We start from the raw sequence: 24,051 nt of genomic DNA, 5'->3' as shown, positions 1-24,051 counted from the left end.
GCGCCGCGGTGACCGAACTACTCGCGGCCCGCATCGCGCCACGCAAAGTGTGGGGGACCGCCTGATGCAATTCGCTTTTACCGAAGAACAGGCCATGATCGCGGACACCGCCCGCGCCTTCTTCGCCGAAAACGCCACCAGCGAGCGCACCCGCCGCGCGATGGAAGGCGATGGGATCGACCGTGAGCTGTGGCGCGCCTTCTGCACGGACCTCGGGCTTGCCGGCATTGCCGTGCCGGAAGCACATGGCGGCTCGGGGCTCGGCCTTGTCGAGTTCGCGACGATCGCGGAAGCCGCCGGCGCGCAGGTCGCCGCGCTTCCACTGCTCGGCCTCGCCATGCCCGCCCGCGCGATCGCCGCTGGCGGCAGCGCGGCGCAGAAGCAGGAGTGGCTACCCCACATCGCATCGGGCGAGGTGATCGCCGCGGCGGGCGGCAGCCATGATCTCCGCGCGACCGGCGACAGGCTGACCGGCAGCGTGGATTTCGTGCCGCATGGTGGCGTGGCCGATATGTTCGTATTCGCAAGCGACGCGGGCGCGTGGATCGTCCGTGCCGACGCGCCCGGCCTCGCCATCGAGCGCGCGGTGACGATGGACCAGACACGCCCGCTCGCGCGCGTCACCCTGGCTGACACGCCCGCCGATCCGCTGCCCGAATGGCAGGCGGGAATCGCCGCGGCGCGCGCCGGTGGCTGGATTTGCGTCGCGGCGGAAGCGCTGGGCGGCGCGCAGGCAACGCTCGATCGCACCGTCGCCTATTCGAAGGAACGCGAACAGTTCAGCCGCCCGATCGGCAGCTTCCAGGCCTATAAACATCGCCTCGCCGACATGATGGTGGAGATCGAACAGGCGCGCTCGGCGGTCTATTGGGCGGCCTGCGCAGTCGATGAGGATTCGCCGGAGGCGCAGCTTGGGCTGCATAGTGCCAAGAGCTTCGCCAGCGACACCTATTTCCGCTGCGCCGGAGACATGATCCAGCTTCACGGCGGGATCGGCTTCACCTGGGAACATGACGCGCATCTGTTCTTCAAGCGCGCGCGTGCGATCCGCTCGATGCTGGGCGACAGTGATTGGCACCGCGAGCAGGTCGCCAGGATTATCGGATTGGGAGACGCCGCATGAAGCTTGGATTCTCAGCCGAGGATGAGGCTTTCCGCGCGGAGGTGGCAGACTGGCTCGCCGGCCAGATGTCGGGTGAATTCCGCGACATCAAGGGGGTGCTGGGCCTCACCGTGATGGCCGAACGGCGCAAGGAGTGGGAGCAGCAGCTTGGCCGTCATCGCTGGAGTTGCATCGGCTGGCCCGCCAAATGGGGCGGGCGGGATGCGACGCTTGAGCAGCAGGTGATCTTCGCCGAGGAATATGCGCGATCCGGCGCACCGGGGCGCATCGGCCATATGGGGATCGAACTGGCCGGCCCGACGATCCTCGCCTTCGGAACCGAGGAGCAGAAGCAGCGCGTCCTCCCCGGCATCGCATCGGGCGAAGTGTTGTGGTGCCAGGGCTATTCCGAGCCGAACGCCGGCTCCGACCTCGCCTCGGTGCGCACGCGCGCACGGGTGGACGAAGCGACCGGCGAATGGGTGGTCGACGGGCAGAAAATCTGGACCAGCCTTGCGCAGATCTGCGACTGGATCTTCGTCGTCACGCGCAGCGAGGAAGGCTCGAAGGGGCCAAAGGGCCTGACCTTCCTGCTGATGCCGCTCGATCAGCCCGGAATCACGATCCGCCCGATCAAACAGATCAACGGTGACGCGGAATTCAACGAAACCTTCTTCGATGGCGCGCGCACGGCGGCGGAAAATCTCGTCTCCACGCCGGGCAACGGCTGGCAGGTGGCGATGGGGCTACTGGCGTTCGAACGCGGCGTCTCCACGCTCGGGCAGCAAATGGGCTTCCGGCACGAACTGGATGCGATCATCGCGGCGGCGAAGGCGAATGGCGCGGCAAGGAACCCGCTGATCCGCCAGCGCATCGCCAAGGCGGAAATCGGCTTACGCCTGATGCGCTACGGCGCGCTGCGTATGCTGAGCAACACCGATCACGCGCGGCCCGATGGCGCGGCGCTGACCTACAAGCTGCAGTGGGCGACATGGCGGCGCAACCTGGGCGAACTGGGCATGGATGTGCTCGGCCAGTCCGGCGAGGTGACTGACGGCACTGATTACGATTTTCCAATGCTGCCGAGCCTGTTTCTGTCGTCGCGCGCGGACACGATCTACGGCGGCACCAACCAGATCCAGCGCAACATCGTCGCCGAGCGCGCGCTTGGCCTGCCCCGCGAACCGCGAGGGAACGCATGACCCCCGCCCCCGCCTATCCGCAGCCGCGCGGGCTGCTCAAGGGTCGCACGGTCGTCGTCACCGCCGCCGCCGGCACCGGCATCGGCTTTTCGGTCGCCAAACGCGCGGCGGAGGAAGGCGCCCGCGTGCTCATCAGCGACTTTCACGAACGCCGGCTGGGCGAGGCGGCGGATGCGATCGCGGCGGCGGTGGGCGTGCGCCCCGAAACCTGCATTTGCGACGTGACCAGCGAAACCGCGGTGCAGGCGCTACGTGATACCGCGCTGGCGAAGCTCGGCCATGTCGACGTGCTTATCAACAATGCCGGGCTGGGCGGTGAAGTCCCGGTGGTCGACATGACTGACGATCAATGGGCGCGCGTGATCGACGTTACGCTGACCAGCGTGTTCCGGATGACGCGCGCCTTCCTGCCGGCGATGACCGCGCGCGGATCGGGCGCGATCGTCAACAACGCTTCGGTGCTCGGCTGGCGGGCGCAAAAGGGGCAGGCGCATTATGCGGCGGCGAAGGCGGGTGTCATGGCCTTCACCCGCTGCGCCGCGATCGAGGCGGCGGAACATGGCGTGCGCATCAACGCTGTCGCGCCGTCGATCGCGATGCACCCGTTCCTTGCCAGGGTGACAACCGACGAGTTGCTCGCCAAGCTCTCCGCGCAGGAGGCGTTCGGGCGCCCCGCCGAGGTGTGGGAGGTTGCCAATGTGATGATCTTCCTCGCCTCCGATCTGTCGTCATACATGACCGGCGAGGTCGTCCCGGTATCGAGCCAGCGCGCATGACGGCGCGTGTATATCCGCATCCGCGCGACCTGATCGGCGAGGAGGGCACCACGCTCGGCCCGACTAATTGGCTCGCGGTCGAACAGGATCGTGTCGACGGCTTCGCCGAGGTGACCGGCGATCATCAGTGGATTCACGTTGATGTCGAGCGCGCCAGAACCGGGCCGTTCGGCGGCACGATCGCGCACGGCTATCTGACGATGAGCCTCGTCAACTTCTTCCTCCCCGATCTGATCGAGGTGCGCGGCTTCGCCCATGCGGTAAATGTCGGCGCGGATCGGCTGCGCTTCCTCGCACCCGTAAAAGTCGGCGCACGCATTCGCGGCAGCGGCGAGATCATCGCGGTGGAGGAGATAAAGGGCGCGATCCAGTCCACCGTCCGCGTCACCGTCGAGATCGAGGGCGGCGAGAAGCCTGCCTGCGTCGTCGACACGATCAGCCGCTATTTCCCGGAGTGATGCCCGTGCCGCTCACCGAACAGATCATGGTCGATGCGGTTCATGCCTATGTCGCGGCATTCGATCGCGGCGATGCGGCAGCGGTGGCGGCGCTGTTCGCTGATGACGCGACGGTCGAAGACCCGATCGGCACCGAGCAGAAGCGCGGGCGCGAGGCGATCCTCGATTTCTACACGCAATCCATGGCGACCGGCGCGAAGCTGACGTTGCAGGGGCCGATGCGCGTGGCCCCGCCCTATGCCGCCTTCGCGTTTCAGGTCGCGCTGCATCACGGCGGCGCCGATCTGGTGGTCGATGTGATCGACATTTTCCGTTTCGACACCGAGGGCAGGATCGCCACGATGACCGCCTATTTCGGCCCGTCGAACATGCGGGGGGCGTGAATGGCCCTGCCCCCCACGATACCGCACCTCGCCGCCGAAGCCGCCGCGCGTTTCGGTGATCGCCCGGCCCTGCTTGGGGACGACGAGAACTGGAGCTTCGCCGAACTGTGGCGACGCGCGCGCGAGGCGGCCTCGGCCTTCCTCGCCCAGGGCGTGGTTTCCGGCGAGCGGATCGCGATCTGGGCACCCAACCGGCGCGAATGGATCGTCGCGACGATCGGCGCGCAAACGATCGGCGCCGCGATCGTCCCGCTCAACACGCGGCTCAAGGGGCGCGAGGCGGGCGATATCCTGCGCCGGACGGGCGCGCGGCTGTTGTTCACCGTCGGCGATTTTCTCGGCGTGGATTATCCCACATTGCTCGCCGATGAGGCGCTGCCCGATCTTGAGCGGACGATCCTGTTCGATCGCGACTGGGATGCGTTTCTCGCCCAGGGCGCCGGCGCGGACGATCCGCGTATCGCCGGCGCTCTCGCCGCGCTCGGGCCGGATACGCTGAGCGACATCATGTTCACCTCCGGCACCACCGGCACGCCCAAGGGCGTGCTCACCACCCATGGACGCATCATCCCGATGTTCAGCGCCTGGGGCGATGCGGTTGGCCTGTGCGAGGGTGATATCTATCTGATCGTCAATCCGTTCTTCCACAGCTTCGGGTTCAAGGCCGGGTGGGTCGCCGCACTGATCGCCGGTGCCACGATCGTGCCGATGGCGACGTTCGATGTCGCGCGGATGATCGAGCATATCGAGCGGGATCGCATCTCCTTCCTTCCGGGGCCGCCGACGATCTTCCAGTCGCTGCTGGCGGCGCGCGCGTTCGATTCATCGTCGTTGCGGTGCGCGGTGACCGGCGCGGCAACCGTGCCGCCGATCCTGATCGAGCGGATGCAGCGCGAACTCGGCTTCCAGACTGTCGTTACCGCTTATGGCATGACCGAATGCAGCGCGATCACCTCATGCCGGCAGGGCGATCCGGTCGAGCTGGTTGCGTCAAGCTGCGGCAAGGCGCTGCCTGGCCTGGAGGTGAAATGCGCCGACGACGCCGGGCGCGAAGTAGCGCGCGGGCAAGAGGGCGAGGTGCTGGTGCGCGGCTATGGCGTGATGCTCGGCTATCTCGCCGATGCCTCCGCCACCGCCGAGGCGATCGACCCCGATGGCTGGTTCCACACCGGCGATGTCGGCGTGATGGACGCTGGCGGCTATCTGCGCATCACCGATCGCAAGAAGGACATGTATATCTCCGGCGGATTCAATTGTTACCCGGCCGAGATCGAGAAACTGCTCTCCGCCCACCCCGCGATCGGCGCGGTCGCGGTGATCGGCGTGCCGGATGAACGGATGGGCGAGATCGGCCACGCCTTCGTCGTTCCCCGGCCCGGCGCGATGGTGGACAGCGACACGCTGATCGGCTGGGCGCGGGAGAATATGGCAAACTATAAAGCGCCACGCCGCATCACCCTGCTCGATGCGCTACCGCTCAATGCTTCGGGCAAGGTGGTGAAACCCGAATTGCGCGCTATGGCGGAGCGCGGCGCGCGGTAATTCCGCCGCGTCAAGCGGGATTGCGCGGCGTTGTCGACATGCTTCCTTCGAGTGACGCTCCGGTTATGCCGAACCGCCCGTATCGGCAGTTGAAGAAGCCAGTGATACGGTTATGCGGAGGTTATTCATTCGCGTTTGAACACGGTCTGAGGATCGGGCCCCACCATGCGGCGGAGGTCACGGGCGCAGCCACGACGATCTCCAGCAATGCAAGGCCGATCGAGCGGCCATAGCTGGCAGCGTGACGACTATCGGTGCCGCACGAACCAGCCGCTTACCCGTCACCGACGCCGATCCGAACGGCATGACGGCAACATGCGCGCCTGGCGGAATAAGCATAATACGCCGTCGCCCACCGCGAGAAACCCCTTCCGCTCCGGATGCGGCCAACCGGCGAGCGCTGTTTCCGACGGCGATCCCCCACCGGTCCCTCTACGTGACGGGCGAAATCTGTCGAATCATCCCGACAAAACAGGCGAACCAATGCGTACAAAAACGCCGAAGTGCGATGCAAGCCACGTCAAAATGCGGACATCGCCGTGAGCGCCGAGCGCAATTTTTCGAGAATATATTTCAATTTGAAAAATTGTGGCGGAGCGGGAGGGATTCGAACCCTCGATACGGTTTTGCCGTATACTCACTTTCCAGGCGAGCGCCTTCGACCACTCGGCCACCGCTCCGCATGCCTTGGGAGGGGTCGCAGTAGGGGGATGTGGGGGGGGACGCAAGCTTGGTGTTCGCGATTGCATGATTCACGCGGCGGCGGCAGCATATGTCCATGATTATGGTTACTCTCGCGCTGCTCAGCGCGCCATTCGCGCAGGCCGCCGCTGCGGCGCAAGCGCCAGTGACCGCGCCGTTTGAAATCGCCGCGCGCGCGCCGCGAACGGACGGGCGGGCGAGCGCGCCGCGCGCGCCGGTGACCGCACCATCCGAAATCGCCGCGCGCGCGCCGGAGGCGGCGTGGCGGGCGATCCCGGCGGACGACCTGGCGATCCTCGACCTCGCGCCCGATTCGCGCGGGCATCCGCGCCGCGTTTTCATCCAGTTGCTCCCCGCGCCCTTCGCGCAAGGGTGGATCGACAACATCCGCCGGCTGGCCCGCGCGCATTGGTGGGACGGCACCAGCATCAACCGCGTGCAGGACAATTACGTCGCGCAATGGGGCGATGCGAGCGGGAAGAAGCCGCTGCCGCCGGGCATGAAACCGATCCCGCAAAGCGCGTATGTCACCGATCTTGGCCGCACCTATATCGACGGCGCAGTCGTGCGACAGGCGGGATCGCGCGCCTTCGTCGGCCTCGTCGCGGGCAACGGGCGGGACGCCTATGCCCCGCTGACCTTCACCTGGCGCGGCTGGCCGATCGCGAGCGCACGACAGGGCGCGGATGCCGCCCCGAGCGAAACCATGGCGTGGCCGGTGCATTGCTATGGCATGGTCGGCGTCGGGCGGGACATGCCGCCGGACACGGGCAATGGCGCGGAACTCTATGCGGTGATCGGCCACGCGCCACGCCATCTCGATCGCAATATCGCGCTGGTCGGCCGGGTGATCGAGGGCATCGAGCACCTCTCCGCCCTGCCGCGCGGGACGGAAGCGCTCGGCATGTACGCGACGGCGGCGGAACGGGTGCCGATCGTATCGACCCGCATCGCGAGCGACCTGCCGGCGAGCGAACAACCCCGTTTCGAATATCTCGCGACCGACAGCACGAGCTTCGCGCGCTACGCCGACGCACGCGACAACCGCCGCGACGCGTTCTTCATCCAGCCGGCGGGCGGCGCGGATATCTGCAACGTGCCGACGCCGATCCGACGCGTGAAATAGCGATCGAATGCCGCGCGGGGTGGTTTCGTCCCCCCGACAGCGGATGACCGCCCCGCCGCCCGACAAGCTCTCGCTTCTCGCGCGTGGTGCCCGACCAATATCCCACGCGTCGTGCCGGAACAGCCGTTCGACGCACCTTCGCCAGCGGTGCGCCGGGCGTGGGCAGCCAGTTCGACGCGCCCCCAGTATCGTGGCCCGCTGGGCGAGCGGGTATTCATCGCCTACGCCGCATCCGGGACACGTTGTGCCCGACCGGCACTCTGCCACCGCCCGCGTCGCGCGGGAGCACTCGCTCGACGCACCTCGCTATCCGCGCGCTGGACGTTCGGAACCATTGCCTACGCCGCATCCGAAACGCACCATGGCTGATCGACGCGCCACCCGCATCGCGCGCGGAACGGTTGCTCGATGCGCCTACCGCATCCGCGCGTTGGGCGCAGGGAGCCGTCGCTTATGCGGCATCCGGGACGCCCAGTGGCCGACCGGCGGCGCGCCGCGCACCGATCAGTCGCTCGGCGCGGCAACGACATCCGTGCATTCGGTGCGGGCATCCGTTGTCTACGCCACATCTTGGATGCGTCGCGGTCGTGCGAGGCCGCGCCCGCATCGTGCCGCCACAGCCGCTCGACGCGTCTGTGGCATTCGCGCGCTGGGCACGCGGGCAGCGGTTGCCTAGGCCACGCGCCGGCAATGGGGATCGGGCACGCCGCGCCCGCGCTTCGCCCGCGGTTACTTGCCGACCCAGTCCGCCACTTGCGCCGCGACCTGGTTCGCGCCCTGATTGAGCGCGCGCCCGGCCGATGCCGCATCAATCACAGCGACGGGCACCCGCGCCTCGAAACGCTGCTTTTCCACCTTGCCGCCTTCCGCGCGCACCAGCGTGGCATCGAAGGTGACGATCGCGCTGGACGACGCTGCGTCGATCCCGAAAGCGCGCAATTCGCCGCTCAGCCGCGCGCCCGGATCGCCGAACGATTGCGCCGCGCCCAGCACGACGCGCCCGGTGCGCGCCGCCACCGTATCGGAAAGCAGCCGCGCGAACAGCCGCTGCGGCGGCTCCACCCATTGCGCGCCCTTCACATAGGCGATCGAGGTGGGCGTCGCCTGCACCGGCACGCGCGCGGTGGCGAGCGCCTGTGGCACGGCGGGTACATGGATGGTGATCGTGCCGGCGCTGGCGGCATCCTGTTCCTGCCCCGGCTTCACCTGATCCGCCGCGGTGAGATCGAGCAGCGAGGGCGGCGGCTTCGCCCCGAAGCTGACGCAGCCGGCAAGCGGCAGCACCGCCAGAAAAATCGCAAATCGCTTCATCGTCCGCCTCATTTGCCGGGCTTGTAATCAGGAAGCCGCTGCTGGCCGAGCAGCGAACCGGCGCCGTTGCGATCAACCTTTTCCGCGACCGACGAAAGCGCCTGCGCCATATTGCGCAGATCGTGGACCAATTGCCCCACCTCGGGCACGGTCTGTTTCGAAAACGCCTGAAGCCCCGGCCGCGCATCGCCGATCGCCGCGTTCAGCGTATCCGCGCTCTGCTTCGCCGAACGGATCGCATCGTTGAGATTGGCCATCGCCGGCTTCACATCGTCCGCCAGCACGCCATTGGTGGTTTGCGCGAGATTGCCGATCTTCTCCGCCGCGTCCCCCGCCTGCTGCACCGCGATGCGGGTCTGTGCCAGCGTGGCGGCGATTTCCGGCCCGCGATCGGCGAGCGCGCGGCTCAGCCGGTTGGTATTATCGAGGATGCCCGCGATCGACGCCTGATTCTTGTCCGTCACCAGCCCGGTGAGCTTTTCCGTCAGCGTGGAGAGCCGCTCGAGCAATTGCGGCGCGGAATTGAGGATCGCGCCAAGCCCGCCGGTGCGCGTGGGGATTACCGGCACGCCATAGGGGCATTGATTGGCGGCGTCATTCGCCGGGCAGGTGATCGGGGGCGCGCCCTTCACCGCGCCATCGAGGCTCACCGTGCTGGTGCCGGTGAAGCTGCCCTGGATCGTCGCGGTGGTGCCTTGCAGCACCGGGGTATCCTCGTTCACGCTGATGCGCACGCGGACGAACTGCGGATCGTTCTTCGACAATTGGATTGATTTGACCTGCCCCGATGGCACGCCCGAATAAGTGACCGACGACCCCTTCGCCAGCCCATCGACCGATTGCTTGAAGAAGATGTCATATTCCTTCTCGGCGGCGCCGCCGAGGCGCGATATCCACACGGTGAACAGCGCCAGCACCGCAAGCAGGATCAGCACGACCGATCCGACAAGAACATGGTTCGATCGGGTTTCCATCAGTCAGTCCCTGCCTTTTCGCGCGCGGCGTGCGCCTCCTGCGTCGCCACCGCCGCCCGGCCACGCGGGCCGTTGAAATATTCCTGAATCCACGGATGATCCAGCGCGAGCAGTTCCGGAATCGTGCCCACCGCGATCACCTTTTTATCCGCCAGCACCGCGACGCGATCGCAAATCGCGTAAAGCGTATCGAGATCGTGGGTAATCAGGAACACGGTTAGCCCCATGGTTTCCTGAAGCGAGCGGGTGAGTTCGTCGAACCCCGCCGCGCCGATCGGATCGAGGCCGGCGGTCGGCTCGTCGAGGAACAGCAATTCCGGGTCCATCGCCAGCGCGCGGGCCAGCCCGGCGCGCTTCCTCATGCCGCCCGAAAGCTCGGAGGGGAATTTGGGGCCGGCATCGGCGGGCAGCCCGGTCATCACCACCTTGTACGACGCGATCTCGTCGAGCAGCGCAAGATCGAGCGCGGGATAGAATTCGCGCAGCGGCACCTGCACATTCTCCGCCACCGTCAGCGTGGAGAACAAGGCGCCGCCCTGAAACAGCACGCCCCAGCGCTTGCGGATTTCCAGCGCCTCGGTCTCGTCGCGGGCGATGGTCGGCTCGCCGAACACGGTGATCTCGCCCTCGTCGGGCGGCTGGAGGCCGATGATCGCGCGCATCAACACCGATTTGCCCGTACCCGATCCGCCGACCACGCCGAGGATCTCGCCGCGCCGCACGTCGAGGCTCAGCCCGTCATGGACGACCTGATCGCCAAAGCTGGTGCGCAGCCCGCGCACGCGGATGATGCAATCGTCATCCGCCATCACGTCCACCCCATCGAGGTGAAGAACACCGCGAAGAACGCATCGAGCACGATCACGAGGAAGATCGCCTGCACCACCGCCGCGGTGGTACGGCTGCCGACCTGTTCGGCGTCGCCCTCCACCTGCATCCCCTGGAAGCAGCCCGCCATCGCGATGATCGCGCCGAACACCGGCGCCTTGACCAGCCCGACGTAAAGATCGGTGATCGGCACCACCTCCCTCAATCGCGCGATATAGGTGACCGGCGGGATGCCCAGGTTGATCCAGCACAGAAGGCCGCCGCCGATCATCGCCACCAGCGACGCGTAAAAGCCGAGCAGCGGCATCAGCACGATCGCCGAAATCGTGCGCGGCAGCACCAGCGCCTCCATCGGGGAAACGCCGATCGTGCGCATCGCGTCGATCTCCTCGGTCAGCTTCATCGTGCCGATCTGCGCGGCGAAGGCCGATCCCGATCGCCCGGCGACCATGATCGCGGTCATCAGCACGCCCAGTTCGCGCAGCGTGATGCGCCCGATCAGGTTGACCGTCAGCACCTCCGCGCCGAATTGGCGGAGCTGCACCGCGCCCTGCTGCGCGATGACGATGCCGATCAGGAAACTCATCAGCCCGATGATGCCGAGCGCGGAAACGCCGACCACATCGAACATCTGCACCGTGGCGTTGAAGCGGAAACGGCGCGGATGGCGCAGGACATTGCCGAACGCGATCACCGTCGCGCCGAGGAAGCCGAGCAGCCCGAGCAACGTTTTGCCCGCCGTGGCGGTGGCCGCGCCGATCTCCCCCAGCACGCGGGTGAACGGGCTGAGATAACGGGGCCGCATCGCGACCGGCTGATCCGCATCGCCGACATGCGCGAGCAGCCGCGCCTGTTCCGGATCAAGTCCCTCGATCGCGGCATCGTGATCGCGCGCGAAACGGTGGACGATCCACGCGCCGACCGTGTCGATCCGCTCGACCCGCGAAAGATCGACCCGGCGCACGCCTTCGCCCAGCCCGCGCAGCCGTTGCGGCAGATCGCCCAGCTTCGCCAGCGAGAGATCGCCGGTGAAGCGCAGGACATCGCCATCCTCGCTGAAATCCGCCGCCGCGCCCATCACCGGCATCCTTGGGCGAAAGCGATCGCCACGGCAAGCCGCACCCCGCCGGTCACAGCGCGACATCCACCGTGTGGATCGCCAGCCCGACCAGCCCGCCGACCAAAGTGCCGTTGATGCGGATGAACTGCAAATCCTTGCCCACCGCGTTTTCGAGCCGGCGGGTGATCGTCTCCGCATCCCACCCGCGCACCGTTTCCGACACCAGCCGCACGATCGAATCGCCATAATCGGCCGCCGTGCCCACCGCCGCGCGGCGCACATAACGGTTGAGCGTGCGTTGCAGCCCGACATCGCGCTGCAACGTCTCGCCCAACTGGTTGAACGCCTCGCGCAGCTTGCCCGCGAGCAGCGCATCGGGATCGCGGGCGATGCGCAGCATCGCGGCGCGCGCCTGTTCCCACAGCCCGTTGATCCAATCCTGCATCGCGGGATTTTCGAGCAGTTCGAGCTTCATCCGCTCAACCCGCGCGATCATCGCCGGATCGTGCTGGAGATCGCGGGCCAGCGTTACCAGCCCTTCTTCCGCCTTGCCGCGCAAGGGATGATCGCGGTTTTCGGCCATGTCGCGCAGCATCTTGTCCAGCCCGTCGATGATCTTGGCCGCGAGCGTTTCATCAAGCCCCGTCCAGCGCATGATCGAGCCGGCGCGTTCATGCACCATCGCGCGGACGATCGGCTGGTTCGCCTCAAGCACGCGGCCCGCCCAGCGCACGATCCCGTCGAGCACGGGAAGGTGGCGATCCTCGCTGATCGCGGCGGCGAGCGCGCGGCCAAGCATCGGCGACACCTCTATCGCGCGCACCTGCTGCACCATCGCGCCGCGCACCATGCCGCCCAGCCGCTCCTGATCGAGCGCCTGAAGCACCTCCACCGCCAGCCGCGACAGCCCGCGCGTCAGCCGCGTGCTGCCGGCGGTGGGATTGGTCAGCCAGCGCCCGGCGACGCTCGCCAGGTCCATCCGCTGCATCCGCCGTGCCACCACGCCCGGAATCAGGAAATTATCGCGCAGGAACAAGGCGAGCTGATCGCCGATGCGATCCTTGTTGCGCGGAATGATCGCGGTGTGCGGAATCGGCAGCCCGAGCGGATGGCGGAACAGCGCCGTCACCGCGAACCAATCCGCCAGCCCGCCGACCATCGCCGCCTCGGCAAAGGCGCGCAGGAAGCCCCATGCCGGATGCGCCGGCTCCATCGCGCGCGCCAGCACGAATGCCGCCGCCATCGCGATCAACATGCCGGTGGCGATCACCCGCATCCGCACCAGCCCGGCGGGTATTCTTTCGTGGGGCGGGCGCCGGCGGACGATCAGGTTCATCGCCGAAACAATCCCCAAGTGCCCGCTTTGTTCAAGTCCGCGCCGCGGAATCGCCCCGCCCGAAACCGGCCCGGCCCCGCCATTCGCGCCGATCGCCGCCGCTCAACGCCCCGCACCGCCGCGCGGCGGCATCATTCCGCCGGTTGCGGGCCATCGCCGCCATGACCGATCCGCCCATAAGGCGCGGGCAGCGGGCCGCCGCCGGGCACATGGTCGATCAGGCCATGGCCGTCGTCTCCCGGACGATAGGTGAGCAGGCGATGGCCCAGCCACGGGCCGATCCGCCGCTCGATCCCGATCGCGAGGCTGAACGACGCGGGCACGATCAGCAGCGTGAGCAAGGTGGAGAGCGAGAGCCCCCCGATCACCACCACGCCCATCGGCGCGCGCCACGATGCGTCCCCCGAGAGCGACAGCGCGGTGGGCACCATGCCCGCCACCATCGCCACCGTGGTCATCACGATCGGCTGCGCGCGCTTGTGCCCGGCATCGAGGATCGCCTCGCGGATCGGCACGCCCTTGGCGATTTCCTCCAGCGCGAAATCAATCACCAGGATCGAATTCTTGGCGACGATGCCAAGCAGCATGAGCAGCCCGATGAACACCGGCAACGAAAGCGGATTGCCCGTCACGATGAGCGCGACCAGCCCGCCGAGCGGCGCGAGCAGCAGCGATCCCATGTTCACCAGCGGCGGCAGCAGGCGGCGATAGAGCAGCACCAAGACCGAGAAGATCAGGAACACGCCGGCAACCACCGCGAACGCGAAATTGACCAGCATTTCCGATTGCCACTTGGCGTTCCCCACCGTCATCCGCTGGATGCCGAGCGGCAGATTCTTCATCGCGGGCAGCACGTTGACCCGCTTCATCGCATCGCTCACCACCAGCCCCGGCGCCAGATCGGCGCCGATCGTCAACTGGCGCTGCTGGTTGAGGCGGTTGATCTTGGTCGGCCCCGAACCGAAGCCGATATCGGCCACCAGCGACAGCGGGACCGAGCCGCCGCTCTGCGTCTGCACCGGCAGGTTCTGGATCGTCGACAATTCGGTGCGCGCCGATTGCGCGAGCACGACGCGGATCGGCACCTGGCGATCCGAAAGCGAGAATTTCGCGCTGTTCTGGTCGATATCGCCGATCGTCGCGATGCGGATCGCGTTGGACAGCGCGCTGGTCGTCACGCCGAGGTTCGCGGCGAGATCGAGCCGCGGGCGGATCACCACTTCGGGGCGATTGAGATCGCCCGCGATGCGCGGCGCGACCAGCCCCGGCACGTGCGTCATCTCCGCGACGAGCTGGTTCGCCGTCTGGCGCAGCAGCACCGGATCGTCGCCGCCGAGCGTGATCGAAACATCGCGGTTATTGTCACCCCAGCCGAATTGCGACGCGAAATTGACCCGCGCATCCGGAATCTTCGCCAGTTCGGGGGCGAGGCCGCGCTCGAACTCGGTCGAGGTCTGCGACTTGTGATCCTTGAACACCGCGCTGACCCTGGCCGATCCAACCAGCGTGCGGCTATAGACGCTCCTCACATCGGGCTGCTTGCGCAGCAGCGCGACGACCTTGTCCACCGTCTGCTGCGTCTGCGCCATCGTCGTGCCGGGCGGCATGGTGATGGTGACGCCGGACCGCTCCGAATCGTTCGCCGGCTGGAACTGCATCGGCAGGCTGGCGAAGCACAGGATCGTCAGCAGGAACGCCACCGCGCCGATGCCCACCACCCAGATGCGGTGATCGCTGAAATAGCCGGTGACGCGCTTCAGCCCGCCCTGCGCGCGGATCGCGGGCGCGCGGCCCACATCGAGCGTCCAGCGCAGCACGGCCATGTAGATATCCATGAGCCGGCCCTCGCCATGCTCGGCGTGGCCGAAGGAGCGGAGGAAATAGGCCGCGATCATCGGCGTGATGAGCCGCGCCACGGCAAGGCTCATCAACACCGCCACCACCACGGTGAGCCCGAAATTCTTGAAGAACTGCCCCGAAATGCCCGGCATCAGCCCGACGGGCAGGAACACCGCGACGATCGCCATCGTCGTCGCGAGCACCGCAAGGCCGATCTCGTCCGCCGCGTCGATCGACGCCTGATAGGCGGTTTTGCCCATGCGCATGTGCCTGACGATATTCTCGATCTCCACGATCGCATCGTCGACCAGCACGCCCGCCACCAGGCTCAGCGCCAGCAATGTCATGCTGTTGAGCGTGAAGCCCATCATGTCCATGAACCAGAATGCGGGGATCGCCGAAAGCGGGATCGCCAGCGCCGAGATCACGGTGGCGCGCGCATCGCGCAGGAACAGGAACACGATGAACACCGCGAGCACCGCGCCCTCGATCATCGCGTGGATCGCGCTCTTATACTGTTCCAGCGCATATTTGGAGCCGTCGTAGCGCAGCTCGAAATGGACGTGCGGATTGCGCTTTTCCAGCGCATCGAGCTTTTTCTGCGCTTCACGGAAGACGGTGACGTCGGAATAGCCCTTGGCGCGCTTGAAATCGAAGCTCAGCACCGGGCGGCCATCCACCGCGGCGGCGGAACGCTGCTCGGCATAGAGATCGCGCACCGTCGCCACGTCGGCGAGCTTCACCGTCCGCCCGTCGCCCACCGTGATCTGCGTCTGGCCGAGCTGATAGGCGTCGCGCGCATTGCCGAGCACGCGCAGCGACTGTTCGGCGCCCGCGATCTCCGAGCGCCCGCCGGCGGCGTTGAGGTTCACCTGGCGCAACTGCTGGTTGATCTGCACCGCCGTCAGCCCGAACGCGGCGAGCTTCGCCGGATCGAGGATCACGCGGATCTCGCGATCGACGCCGCCGTTGCGCTCCACCTTGCCCATGCCGGGCACGGACATCAGCTCCTTCGCCACGGTATTGTCGATATACCAGGAAAGCTGCTCGATCGTCATGTCGGTGGAGATGGCGGAATAGCTGCCGACATCATTGTCGTTGACCTTGACGCGGCTGACCTGCGGCTCAAGGATTCCCTCGGGCAGGTTCGAGCGGATCTGCACGATCGCGTCGCGCACCTCGTTCACCGCGCGATCGATCGGCGTGCCGATATCGAGCTGCACGATCGTGGTGGAATTGCCCTCGCTGACGTAGGACTGGATCTCGTCGATCCCCTCCACCGATCGCACCGCCGCCTCGACGCGCTGCGTCACCTGGGTTTCGAGTTCGCTCGGCGCCGCGCCCGGCTGGGTGATCTCCACCGCCACCGCCGGAAAATCAATATCCGGCTCCTGGTTGATATCCATGCGGACGAAGCTGACCATGCCGGCCACCGTCAGCATGACGAACAGCACGATCGACGGAACCGGATTCCGGATCGACCAGGCGGAGATGTTGCGGAAGCTCATGGCGCCGGTCAGCCCTCGATCTTGCCCAATACCGGCGCGACCTTCTGGCCGGGATTGAGGAACGCGCCCGCCGACCGCACCACCCGCTCCTTGCCGCTAAGCCCTGAGGCGATGGCGACCATGCGATCGGTGACGGTGCCGAGGCGGACATCGCGCCGCACCACCTTGTCGTCCGCGCCGACGATATAGACGAAATTGCCGCGATCGTCGCTCATGATCGCCGATTGCGGCAATTGCGGCGCGCTGCTCGTCCCCGCGACGAGCTTCACCGAGGCGAAGCCGCCAGGGCGAAGCGCGGGATCATAAGCGAGCTGGACGCGCACGACGCCCTGGCGCGTCTTGGGATCAATCACCGGCGAGACCTGCCACACCTTGCCCGCGAAGGAGCGCGTCTCTCCCACCGGGGTGACGGTGGCGGCATCGCCGACACGGATGTTGACGAGATCGCCCTCGGCGAGCAGCGCCTGCATCTCCATTTCGCCGCCCTTCGCCATGCGGAACAGCGTGCCCGACCCCGAACTGATGATCTGCCCCGGCTCGACCTGGCGGGTGAGGATCAGGCCCGGCTCCGGCGCGCGGATATCGAGCCGGCGGTTGCGCGCGCCCTGTTCGGCGACGGCGGCGCGCGCCACCTTCAGCCGGGCGGCGGCGGCATCGCGGGTGGCGATGCGGCGCTGGAGATCGGCCTGGCTGATGAAACCGCGCCCGACGAGTTGCTGCGCGCGTTCAAGCTCCTGCTGCGCCAGCACCAGATCGGATTGCGCAACTCCGGTCTGCGCCTGGAGGCTGGCGGCGGTCTGCACCTGCACCGAGCGATCGACGATCGCCAGCACCTGCCCGGCGGCGACCCATTGCCCCGGCTCGACCAGCACGCGCGTGACCATCCCGCCTTCGCCCGCGACGCCGACCGGCATATCGCGTTTCGCGGCAAGCGACCCCGTGGCGTTTATCACGCGCCCCACCGGCGCGCTGCCCGGAACCACCACCGTCACGTTCGGCGCCTGATCGGCCACCGAGCTATGCACCGGCCCCTTCCGGCTGGAATATACATAGCCCGACACGGCCAGGGCAACGATCACCAGCGCGACGATCACGATCCAGCGCCGGCGGCGGCGCGCATCCCGCGCCGGCCCTTCGAGCGCCAGCGGCTCTCCTTCCAGACTGCCGGATTCGTAATTCATTCGATCCACTTTCCCGTCCCGGCGATTATCCAGCCGCCCCTGATTAATTGGGCGCTGTATTAGAGAAATAAATCACCGCGCTCAAGAGGGCGCCCTATTCCGGCGCGGATGCCGGCGCGGGTGTGATTTTCGGAACACAGCCGTTCATCTGCGGTTGATCGTGGGCCTGCCACAACCCGCCGCAGCAACAGATACGGGAGCATCGAATCTCATGCGTTTCCTCATTACCCTCGCGGCGGCCAGCGCCGTCGCCGCCACCGCCGCGCCGGCGCTGGCCGACACCGCAATTCCCGATGGCACCACGCTGGACGTGACGGCGACGGGCAAGATAGTCCGCACCCCCGATATCGCCACGATCCGCGCCGGCGTCGTCACCCAGGCGCCCACCGCCGCCGCCGCGCTTTCGGAGAATGCGGCGCGGATGGCGCGCGTGATCCAGTCCCTGAAGGGCGCGGGAATCGCCGAACGCGATATCATGACGAGCAACGTCGGCCTCTCGCCGCAATATCGCTATCAGCAGAATGAAGCGCCGGTCATCACCGGCTATCAGGCGAACAACAATGTTTCGGTGAAATTCCGCGATATCGCCAAGAGCGGCGCCGCGCTCGATGCGCTGGTGAAGGCGGGGGCGAACCAGATCGACGGCCCGTCAATGTCCGTCAGCAAGCCCGAAAGCGCGCTCGACGAGGCACGCGGCGAGGCGGTGCGGATCGCGCGCGCCCGCGCCGAGCTTTACGCCAAGGCCGCTGGCCTGCGCGTCGTGCGCATCATCTCGATCAACGAGAACGGCGAGAATGAGGGCAATATCCCGCGCCCGGTGATGTATGCCAGGGTCGCCGCCGCGCCCGCCGCCGACAGCCAGATCATGGCCGGCGAAACCGATCTCTCCGTCACCGTGGCGGTGCGTTTCCTGCTGCAATGAAAGCAGGTGGCCGCCCGCTCAGCCGGGCGGCCACCTTTTTGCCTTCAGGCGATAAGGCTCAGCGCACCGAGCCGCGGCGAATGAGGTTGACGATCCCCAGCAGGATCACCGCGCCAAGCAGCGAGACCAGGAACGACGTGATCGTCAGCGGCGCGTTGTTGATCGAGCCGCCCGACAGGATCAGGCCGCCGATGAACGCGCCGACGATTCCCACGACGACGTTGAGAAAAATCCCCTGCTGCGCATCGGTGCGCATGATGATGCTGGCCAGCCAGCCGATAACCCCGCCGATGATGAGCCAAAGAATGATACCCATGACACTCTCCCCTGCGGTCACCCGGCGTCTTCCGGGCCGCGTTACCTAACAATCGCCGAGGGCCATTTTTGTTCCGATCGCGTAACTGCGCGGGCGCCCCGATGGCGCGCCGAGCGGCGTGAAAATGAAAACGGCGCCGGTGCCGCCCGTTCCTTCCCGCTGTTGTCCGACGCGAAGAAGGAATGGGATCGGCACCGGCGCCGTTCGCGAATCCGGCCGGGCCGGGATCGCGTGAACGTCAATATTTCTGCTGGCGCTCGTACAGCGATTTATAATGCTGGATCCGCGTGACGCGCAGGCCCGGCATCCCCGAGCGATCAATCGCGCGCTGCCATCCGGCGAACTCCTCGACCGTCAGGCCATAACGCTCGCAAACTTCATCCACCGTAAGCAGGCCACCGTTCACCGCAGCGACCACTTCGGCCTTGCGCCGAACCACCCAGCGCGTCGTGCTGACCGGCGGCAGCGATTCCAGCGTCAGCGGCTCACCGAGTGGCCCGATGACCCGTGCGGGGCGAATTTTCTGGTTCTCAATCATAACTTTAACTTTCGGTTCGGGGCGGGGGGCCCCCTCTCCAATCACGACGCTCATTGCCTAGCCGGCAGGCCGTTGAGCGCCGCCTAAGCGGCACGGTAAACAAGGCCTTCACTCATTCTTCCACGCGGCGAGCGCCCTGGCCGTGGCACCGTTGAAGGCGCCATCGACGGGTGCGAAGCGCATCCCCTCCGCCGGCCGATACGTCATCTGCGCATGTGCGATCGCGGTCGGCGACGCTGCCTGTCGCGCCGCGACCCGCACCATCAACACCGCCAGATCGACAGGCAGCAGGACAGCCGCATCGGCGTGCCTGTCGAACCTGGCGAAACTCAAATCCATTGCGACCCTTTTCGTTTTCACGCCTCTTGGCGGGCGTTGGATCGCTTTTACGCGGCGTTGCTAAAGGTCGCGTAAAGCCGGCGGCAATGGTTCGTTCACCAAGGTTACTTTGCGCTGGCGCGCGCTCTCCTGTATCGGCGCGGGTGATGAATCAGGCGGATTTCCAGCTCGGCGAAAACCTGTCCGGCAAGCGGATCGTCGTCGCCATGTCGGGCGGGGTCGACAGTTCGGTGGTGGCGGCGCTCGCCCATGCGACGGGCGCGGAGACGATCGGCGTCACGCTCCAGCTCTACGATCACGGCGAGGCGGTGGGGCGCACCGGCTCGTGCTGCGCGGGGCGCGATATCCGCGATGCGCGCGCGGTGTGCGACCGGCTGGGCATCGCGCATTACGTGTTCGATCATGAATCGCGTTTCCGCGAGACGGTGGTGGATAAATTCGCCGACGAATATCTCGCCGGGCGCACCCCGATCCCGTGCGTCCAGTGCAATATGGGGCCGAAGTTCACCGATCTGTTCGCGCTCGCCCGCGATCTGGGGGCGGATTGCCTCGCCACGGGCCATTATGTCCGCCGCGTGACCGGCGTGGACGGGCCGGAACTGCACCGCGGGCTCGATCCCGCGCGCGACCAGAGCTATTTCCTGTTCGCCACCACGCTGGCGCAGCTCGATTTCCTGCGCTTCCCGCTGGGCGCGCTGCCCAAGGCGCGGGTGCGCGAGATCGCCGCCGAACTGGGCCTTGGCGTCGCGGCCAAGCCCGACAGCCAGGATATCTGCTTCGTGCCCGATCGCGATTATGCCGGCCTCGTCCGCAAGCTTCGGCCCGAGGCGGATACCGCGGGCGCGATCGTCGATCTCGACGGGCGGACGCTCGGCCAGCATCGCGGCATCATCCATTTCACCGTCGGCCAGCGGCGCGGGCTGGAGATCGGCGGCACGCCCGAGCCGCTTTATGTCGTGCGCGTCGATGCGGCGGAGAAGAAAGTGGTGGTCGGCCCGCGCGCGGCGCTCGCGGTGGGCGCGGCGCGGCTGGAGGGGATCAACGTGCTCGGCCCGCTCGATCGCCCGCTCACCGCCAAGGTGCGCTCGATGGCGAAGCCGGTGCCGGCACGGATCGTGGGCGACCGGCTGCTGTTCGACACGCCCGAATATGGCGTCGCGCCGGGGCAGGCGGCGGTGCTCTATGATGGCGATCGCGTGCTCGGCGGCGGCTGGATCGCCGCGACGGAAGCGCCCGCGCTCGCGGCCTAATCGCTTCAGTCCGCCGCGATCGGCCCGTCGTGCGCGGCGGGGCGCCGCGTGAACCACAGCACCACGATCATCGCCGCCGCGAGCCATGCCGACAGGCGGAACAGATCGTTCGCGGCGAGCAGATAGGCCTGGCCCACCATCTCGCGCGTCACCACCGCCGCCGCCTGCGTCGCATCGAGGCCGAGCCGGTGCAGCCCCTCCACCGCCATCTGATAGGGCGGCTTCGCGCCAACCGCGTCGGCCAGCCGCGCCTGATGCAGCGCCTCGCGCCGATCCCAGGCGGTGGTGATGATCGAGGCGGCGAACGCCCCCGCCACGATCCGCGCGAAATTGGAAATGCCGGTGGCGGACGGGATCTTCTCCGGCGGAATGCGATCGAGCGAGATCGTCACCATCGCGAGGAAGAAGGTCGCCATCGACACGCCCTGCACCATCATCGGGATGGTATAATCCCAGAAGCTCGCCGTGGTCGTATAACCCGAACGCATCCAGTAGCTCACCGCGAAGCCGACGAACGCCACCGTCGCCAGGATGCGCGCATCGAACCGGCCCGCCATGCGCGCCGCCAGCGGCGTGAGCAGCACCGCCACCACCCCGCTGGGCGCGGCGACCAGCCCGGCCCAGGTCGCGGTATAGCCAAGCTGCGTCTGCATCCACAAAGGCATCAGCAGGATATTGGCGAAGAACACCGCATAGCCGAGGCAGAAGGCGAGCGTGCCGATCGCGAAATTGCGGTTGGTGAACAGATGCAGATCCACCGTCGGATTGGCATCGGTCCACTCCCAGATCACCCATGCGACGAAGGTGATCGCGGCGATCACCCCGAGCACCACGATCGTCGGATCGCTGAACCAATCCGCATTCTTGCCGAGATCGAGCATGATCTGCATCGCGCCGACCCACACCACCAGCATGATGAGCCCCACCATGTCGATCGGCAGCTTGATCGCCGGCGTCTCGCGCGCGCGCAGGTTGATCCAGCAGATCGAGGCCGCGAAAATCCCGAACGGCACGTTGATGAGGAAAATCCAGCCCCAGTGATAATTATCCGAGATGACGCCGCCCAGGATCGGCCCCATGATCGGCGCGACCAATGTGGTGATCGACCAGATGCCAAGCGCGGTGGCGCGCTTTTCCGGCGGGAAGATCGAGATGAGCAGCGCCTGGCTGCCGGGCATCATCGGCCCGGAAACCGCGCCTTGCAGCACGCGAAACACGATCAGCGATTGCAGGCTCCACGCCATGCCGCACAAAAGCGAGGCGATCGTGAACAGCACCAATGTGGTGCAGAAGGTGCGCACCACGCCGAAGCGCCGCATCAGCCAGCCGGTCAAGGGCACCGAAATGCCGTTGGCGACCGCAAAGGCGGTGACGATCCACGTGGAATTGTCGCTCGACACGCCGAGATTGCCCGCGATCGTCGGCAGGGAGACGTTGGCGATCGTGCTGTCGAGCACCATCATGAACGTGCCGAGCGCCAGCGCGATCGCGACGAGCGCGCGGCGCCCGCCAGCGAGTGGCGGGGGTTGCGATGGCGCGGCGCTAGCCATGATGGCGGCTCCCTTGCCTCGCTGCCTCGCGGTGCGGCGTCATCGCTTCAGCGGTTCGCCGCGATGATCTGGCGAATGCGCGCCTCGACCGCCGGATCGCTCGCGTCGGTCGCCACGTCGCCCTGATAGGGCGATGCCGCGGGCTGCGCGAGCTTCGCGCCGGAGCGATCGGCGGTATCCACCGTCGCCTTCACCGACAGGCCGACGCGCAGCGGGTTCCTGTCCAGTTCCTTCGGATCGAGGGCGATGCGCACCGGCACGCGCTGGACGATCTTGATCCAGTTGCCGCTGGCGTTCTGCGGCGGCAACAGCGCGAAGGCGTTGCCGCTGCCCGCGCCCAGCCCGACGACGCGGCCATGATAGACGACCTTGCCGCCATACATATCCGACACCACCGTCGCGCGCTGGCCGATGCGCAGATCGCGCAATTGCGTTTCGCGCAGATTGGCATCGACCCACAGGCGGTGGAGCGGAACGATCGCCATCAGCGGCGCGCCCGCCTGAATCTGCTGGCCGACCTGCACGTTGCGCTGCGCCACCACGCCGTCGATCGGGGCGACGATGTGCATGTGGCTGCGGATGATCGCGGCGCGGCGATAGGCCGCGATCGCCGCCATCACCGCCGGATTGGTGTTCACATCGGTGCCCGCGACCGTGCTTTCGGCCTGCGCGGCCTGCGCGCGCGCGAGATTGAGCGTGGCGGTGGCGACCTTCACCGCGTCCGCCGCGTGGCTCAGTTCCTCGCCCGAGATCGCGCCCGCACCGGCGGCGGATTTGCGCCGGGCGTAATCGGCCTGCGCCGCCGATAGCTGCGCCTGCGCCTGGATCACCGCAGCGCCACTCGCGCCGACCTTGGAGAAATCCGCCCGCGTCGCGCGCACCGCGCGGGCCAGTTCCGCCGCCGCCGCCGCGAGATTGACATCGGCTGTCGCGGGATCGAGGTCGATCAGCGGCTGCCCGGCCTTCACCGCCTGCGTATTGTCGGCATGGAGCGACACCACCGTGCCGCCATCGCGCGCGGTGATCGCCACCACATCGCCCGCGACATAAGCGTCATCGGTTTCCTCCGACGGCGGCGCGAGCAGCACGCCGAAGACGAGCCACGCCAGCCCGGCGATCACCACCACCACCGCGAGGATGGTCAGCAGCCGCTTGCGCAGCGCAGGTCTGCCGCCGGCGGGCGCGGCCATCGCGGCGGGCGGCTGACCGCTGGTGGAAGCGGGGGTCTCTGCGTCGGTCATTGCTTGATATCCTGGGAAGGATCGAAACCGCCGCCGAGCGCCTGCGCGAGCTGCGCGCGCGCGGCGAGCGCGTCGATGGCGAGATTGGTCTGGGCAAGCTCGGCGTCGAGCAGCCGCACGTCGGTTTCGATCAGATCGAGCCGCGAGGCGAGCCCGCTCGACACGCGGATGCCGTTCAACCGCGCGGTTTCGGCATAGCCGCGCACCACATCGGCCTGTTTCGCGCGCTCGGCATCGGCGGCCTCGATCCGCGCCACCGCGTCCGCCGCCTCGCGCACCGCGCCGACCACCTTTGCGTTATAATCGGCGATGGCGAGATCGAGCCCGGCGGCCGCCCCCACAAGATCGGCCTTCAACCGGCCATTGTCGAAGATCGGCAGATGGATCGCGCCGCCGCCGCCCGCGACGCCCGAATTGGCGTCGAACAGATTGCCGAGGCCCACCGCCTGCAACCCCGCGAGCGCGGAGAGGTTGATATTGGGATAGAAAGCGCGCCGCGCGACCTGCCGCCCCGCCGCCGCCGCCGCGATCCGCGCCTGCGCGGCTGCGATATCCGCCCGCCGCGCG

The 24,051-nt window shown here is 67.2% G+C and carries 22 protein-coding genes and 1 tRNA gene; 9 read left to right on the top strand and 14 right to left on the bottom strand.

The features are described from left to right. Window positions 1-64 precede the first annotated feature (64 nt). From Q0316_RS16955 to Q0316_RS16930, 6 genes are read left to right on the top strand one after another with little or no spacing between them, the layout of a single operon-like run. Complete coding sequence (locus Q0316_RS16955) at window positions 65-1,123, top strand: acyl-CoA dehydrogenase (RefSeq protein ID WP_298674481.1); 1,059 nt, start codon at window positions 65-67, stop codon at window positions 1,121-1,123. Next, the gene (locus tag Q0316_RS16950) at window positions 1,120-2,304 is read left to right on the top strand and encodes an acyl-CoA dehydrogenase family protein (RefSeq protein ID WP_298674480.1); all 1,185 of its coding nucleotides are present in this window, start codon (window positions 1,120-1,122) and stop codon (window positions 2,302-2,304) included. The genes Q0316_RS16955 and Q0316_RS16950 overlap by 4 nt, the downstream gene beginning before the upstream one ends. After that, entirely contained in the window at window positions 2,301-3,080 is a 780-nt protein-coding gene (locus tag Q0316_RS16945) for an SDR family oxidoreductase (protein ID WP_298674479.1), read from the top strand. Before Q0316_RS16950 ends, Q0316_RS16945 begins: the two co-directional genes overlap by 4 nt. Further along, window positions 3,077-3,538, top strand: coding sequence for a MaoC family dehydratase (locus Q0316_RS16940; protein WP_298674478.1), 462 nt, complete (start codon window positions 3,077-3,079; stop codon window positions 3,536-3,538). The genes Q0316_RS16945 and Q0316_RS16940 overlap by 4 nt, the downstream gene beginning before the upstream one ends. Next, window positions 3,538-3,921, top strand: a complete 384-nt coding sequence (locus Q0316_RS16935; protein WP_298674477.1) for a nuclear transport factor 2 family protein — start codon at window positions 3,538-3,540, stop codon at window positions 3,919-3,921. The genes Q0316_RS16940 and Q0316_RS16935 overlap by 1 nt, the downstream gene beginning before the upstream one ends. Next, window positions 3,922-5,463, top strand: a complete 1,542-nt coding sequence (locus Q0316_RS16930; RefSeq protein ID WP_298674476.1) for a FadD3 family acyl-CoA ligase — start codon at window positions 3,922-3,924, stop codon at window positions 5,461-5,463. Between the two features lie 589 nt (window positions 5,464-6,052). Here the strand turns inward: Q0316_RS16930 and Q0316_RS16925 are convergent. After that, a tRNA-Ser gene (locus tag Q0316_RS16925) sits at window positions 6,053-6,143 on the bottom strand. Window positions 6,144-6,241: 98 nt separating this feature from the next. Between Q0316_RS16925 and Q0316_RS16920 the strand changes: the two genes are divergently transcribed. Continuing rightward, window positions 6,242-7,291, top strand: coding sequence for a peptidylprolyl isomerase (locus Q0316_RS16920; protein ID WP_298674475.1), 1,050 nt, complete (start codon window positions 6,242-6,244; stop codon window positions 7,289-7,291). Window positions 7,292-8,020: 729 nt separating this feature from the next. On the opposite strand, the gene Q0316_RS16915 is transcribed toward Q0316_RS16920, so the two are convergent. The 7 genes from Q0316_RS16915 to Q0316_RS16885 form a co-directional block, all read right to left on the bottom strand. Then, the gene (locus Q0316_RS16915; protein ID WP_298674474.1) at window positions 8,021-8,602 is read right to left on the bottom strand and encodes an ABC-type transport auxiliary lipoprotein family protein; all 582 of its coding nucleotides are present in this window, start codon (window positions 8,600-8,602) and stop codon (window positions 8,021-8,023) included. Between the two features lie 8 nt (window positions 8,603-8,610). Next, window positions 8,611-9,576, bottom strand: a complete 966-nt coding sequence (locus Q0316_RS16910; RefSeq protein ID WP_298674473.1) for an MlaD family protein — start codon at window positions 9,574-9,576, stop codon at window positions 8,611-8,613. Next, the gene (locus tag Q0316_RS16905; protein ID WP_298674472.1) at window positions 9,576-10,385 is read right to left on the bottom strand and encodes an ABC transporter ATP-binding protein; all 810 of its coding nucleotides are present in this window, start codon (window positions 10,383-10,385) and stop codon (window positions 9,576-9,578) included. The genes Q0316_RS16910 and Q0316_RS16905 overlap by 1 nt, the downstream gene beginning before the upstream one ends. Continuing rightward, on the bottom strand, window positions 10,385-11,482 hold the full coding sequence (locus tag Q0316_RS16900) for an ABC transporter permease (RefSeq protein WP_298674471.1): 1,098 nt from the start codon (window positions 11,480-11,482) through the stop codon (window positions 10,385-10,387). The genes Q0316_RS16905 and Q0316_RS16900 overlap by 1 nt, the downstream gene beginning before the upstream one ends. A gap of 52 nt (window positions 11,483-11,534) precedes the next feature. Then, entirely contained in the window at window positions 11,535-12,800 is a 1,266-nt protein-coding gene (locus Q0316_RS16895) for a DUF445 domain-containing protein (RefSeq protein ID WP_298674470.1), read from the bottom strand. 131 nt (window positions 12,801-12,931) lie between these two features. Then, window positions 12,932-16,147 (bottom strand): efflux RND transporter permease subunit, encoded by a 3,216-nt coding sequence (locus Q0316_RS16890; protein ID WP_298674469.1) that lies wholly within the window; start codon window positions 16,145-16,147, stop codon window positions 12,932-12,934. A gap of 8 nt (window positions 16,148-16,155) precedes the next feature. Further along, window positions 16,156-17,328 carry an efflux RND transporter periplasmic adaptor subunit gene (locus tag Q0316_RS16885; RefSeq protein ID WP_298674468.1) on the bottom strand — a complete coding sequence of 391 codons (1,173 nt, stop codon included), beginning with the start codon at window positions 17,326-17,328 and terminating at the stop codon, window positions 16,156-16,158. Between the two features lie 211 nt (window positions 17,329-17,539). On the opposite strand from Q0316_RS16885, the gene Q0316_RS16880 reads away from it, so the two are divergent. Further along, window positions 17,540-18,250 carry an SIMPL domain-containing protein gene (locus Q0316_RS16880; protein WP_298674467.1) on the top strand — a complete coding sequence of 237 codons (711 nt, stop codon included), beginning with the start codon at window positions 17,540-17,542 and terminating at the stop codon, window positions 18,248-18,250. 58 nt (window positions 18,251-18,308) lie between these two features. Here the strand turns inward: Q0316_RS16880 and Q0316_RS16875 are convergent, their stop codons facing one another. From Q0316_RS16875 to Q0316_RS16865, 3 genes are all read right to left on the bottom strand, one after another. Continuing rightward, window positions 18,309-18,566 (bottom strand): GlsB/YeaQ/YmgE family stress response membrane protein, encoded by a 258-nt coding sequence (locus Q0316_RS16875; protein ID WP_298674466.1) that lies wholly within the window; start codon window positions 18,564-18,566, stop codon window positions 18,309-18,311. A 238-nt stretch (window positions 18,567-18,804) separates the two neighbouring features. Further along, window positions 18,805-19,104 (bottom strand): DUF1153 domain-containing protein, encoded by a 300-nt coding sequence (locus Q0316_RS16870; RefSeq protein WP_298674465.1) that lies wholly within the window; start codon window positions 19,102-19,104, stop codon window positions 18,805-18,807. A 108-nt stretch (window positions 19,105-19,212) separates the two neighbouring features. Then, window positions 19,213-19,443 carry a hypothetical protein gene (locus Q0316_RS16865; RefSeq protein ID WP_298674464.1) on the bottom strand — a complete coding sequence of 77 codons (231 nt, stop codon included), beginning with the start codon at window positions 19,441-19,443 and terminating at the stop codon, window positions 19,213-19,215. Window positions 19,444-19,589: 146 nt separating this feature from the next. On the opposite strand from Q0316_RS16865, the gene mnmA reads away from it, so the two are divergent. Next, entirely contained in the window at window positions 19,590-20,693 is a 1,104-nt protein-coding gene (gene mnmA, locus Q0316_RS16860) for a tRNA 2-thiouridine(34) synthase MnmA (RefSeq protein ID WP_298674463.1), read from the top strand. A gap of 5 nt (window positions 20,694-20,698) precedes the next feature. Here the strand turns inward: mnmA and Q0316_RS16855 are convergent, their stop codons facing one another. The 3 genes from Q0316_RS16855 to Q0316_RS16845 form a co-directional block, all read right to left on the bottom strand. Further along, on the bottom strand, window positions 20,699-22,243 hold the full coding sequence (locus Q0316_RS16855) for a DHA2 family efflux MFS transporter permease subunit (RefSeq protein WP_298674462.1): 1,545 nt from the start codon (window positions 22,241-22,243) through the stop codon (window positions 20,699-20,701). Between the two features lie 47 nt (window positions 22,244-22,290). Continuing rightward, entirely contained in the window at window positions 22,291-23,433 is a 1,143-nt protein-coding gene (locus Q0316_RS16850; protein ID WP_298674482.1) for an efflux RND transporter periplasmic adaptor subunit, read from the bottom strand. Window positions 23,434-23,480: 47 nt separating this feature from the next. After that, window positions 23,481-24,051 (bottom strand): TolC family protein (locus Q0316_RS16845; RefSeq protein WP_298674461.1); only part of this gene is annotated, 571 nt, incomplete at its 5' end.

Origin of the sequence: uncultured Sphingomonas sp. (assembly GCF_937871615.1) — a bacterium.
In the GTDB taxonomy this organism is placed as follows: Bacteria; Pseudomonadota; Alphaproteobacteria; order Sphingomonadales; family Sphingomonadaceae; genus Sphingomonas.
The sequence above is the reverse complement of the archived record's forward strand: the minus strand, read 5'-3'. Positions and strand labels throughout refer to the sequence as shown.

Bases quoted from the DNA above. Each gene is read 5' to 3' on its own strand.
- Q0316_RS16855 (WP_298674462.1), bottom strand. From the start codon at position 22,243: ATGGCTAGCGCCGCGCCATCGCAACCCCCGCCACTCGCTGGCGGGCGC.
- Q0316_RS16900 (WP_298674471.1), bottom strand. From the start codon at position 11,482: ATGGGCGCGGCGGCGGATTTCAGCGAGGATGGCGATGTCCTGCGCTTC.
- Q0316_RS16865 (WP_298674464.1), bottom strand. From the start codon at position 19,443: ATGGATTTGAGTTTCGCCAGGTTCGACAGGCACGCCGATGCGGCTGTC.
- Q0316_RS16915 (WP_298674474.1), bottom strand. From the start codon at position 8,602: ATGAAGCGATTTGCGATTTTTCTGGCGGTGCTGCCGCTTGCCGGCTGC.
- Q0316_RS16935 (WP_298674477.1), top strand. From the start codon at position 3,538: ATGCCCGTGCCGCTCACCGAACAGATCATGGTCGATGCGGTTCATGCC.
- Q0316_RS16880 (WP_298674467.1), top strand. From the start codon at position 17,540: ATGCGTTTCCTCATTACCCTCGCGGCGGCCAGCGCCGTCGCCGCCACC.
- Q0316_RS16895 (WP_298674470.1), bottom strand. From the start codon at position 12,800: ATGAACCTGATCGTCCGCCGGCGCCCGCCCCACGAAAGAATACCCGCC.
- Q0316_RS16940 (WP_298674478.1), top strand. From the start codon at position 3,077: ATGACGGCGCGTGTATATCCGCATCCGCGCGACCTGATCGGCGAGGAG.
- Q0316_RS16870 (WP_298674465.1), bottom strand. From the start codon at position 19,104: ATGATTGAGAACCAGAAAATTCGCCCCGCACGGGTCATCGGGCCACTC.
- Q0316_RS16905 (WP_298674472.1), bottom strand. From the start codon at position 10,385: ATGGCGGATGACGATTGCATCATCCGCGTGCGCGGGCTGCGCACCAGC.
- Q0316_RS16930 (WP_298674476.1), top strand. From the start codon at position 3,922: ATGGCCCTGCCCCCCACGATACCGCACCTCGCCGCCGAAGCCGCCGCG.
- Q0316_RS16875 (WP_298674466.1), bottom strand. From the start codon at position 18,566: ATGGGTATCATTCTTTGGCTCATCATCGGCGGGGTTATCGGCTGGCTG.
- Q0316_RS16950 (WP_298674480.1), top strand. From the start codon at position 1,120: ATGAAGCTTGGATTCTCAGCCGAGGATGAGGCTTTCCGCGCGGAGGTG.
- Q0316_RS16945 (WP_298674479.1), top strand. From the start codon at position 2,301: ATGACCCCCGCCCCCGCCTATCCGCAGCCGCGCGGGCTGCTCAAGGGT.
- Q0316_RS16885 (WP_298674468.1), bottom strand. From the start codon at position 17,328: ATGAATTACGAATCCGGCAGTCTGGAAGGAGAGCCGCTGGCGCTCGAA.
- Q0316_RS16850 (WP_298674482.1), bottom strand. From the start codon at position 23,433: ATGGCCGCGCCCGCCGGCGGCAGACCTGCGCTGCGCAAGCGGCTGCTG.
- Q0316_RS16920 (WP_298674475.1), top strand. From the start codon at position 6,242: ATGATTATGGTTACTCTCGCGCTGCTCAGCGCGCCATTCGCGCAGGCC.
- mnmA (WP_298674463.1), top strand. From the start codon at position 19,590: ATGAATCAGGCGGATTTCCAGCTCGGCGAAAACCTGTCCGGCAAGCGG.
- Q0316_RS16955 (WP_298674481.1), top strand. From the start codon at position 65: ATGCAATTCGCTTTTACCGAAGAACAGGCCATGATCGCGGACACCGCC.
- Q0316_RS16910 (WP_298674473.1), bottom strand. From the start codon at position 9,576: ATGGAAACCCGATCGAACCATGTTCTTGTCGGATCGGTCGTGCTGATC.
- Q0316_RS16890 (WP_298674469.1), bottom strand. From the start codon at position 16,147: ATGAGCTTCCGCAACATCTCCGCCTGGTCGATCCGGAATCCGGTTCCG.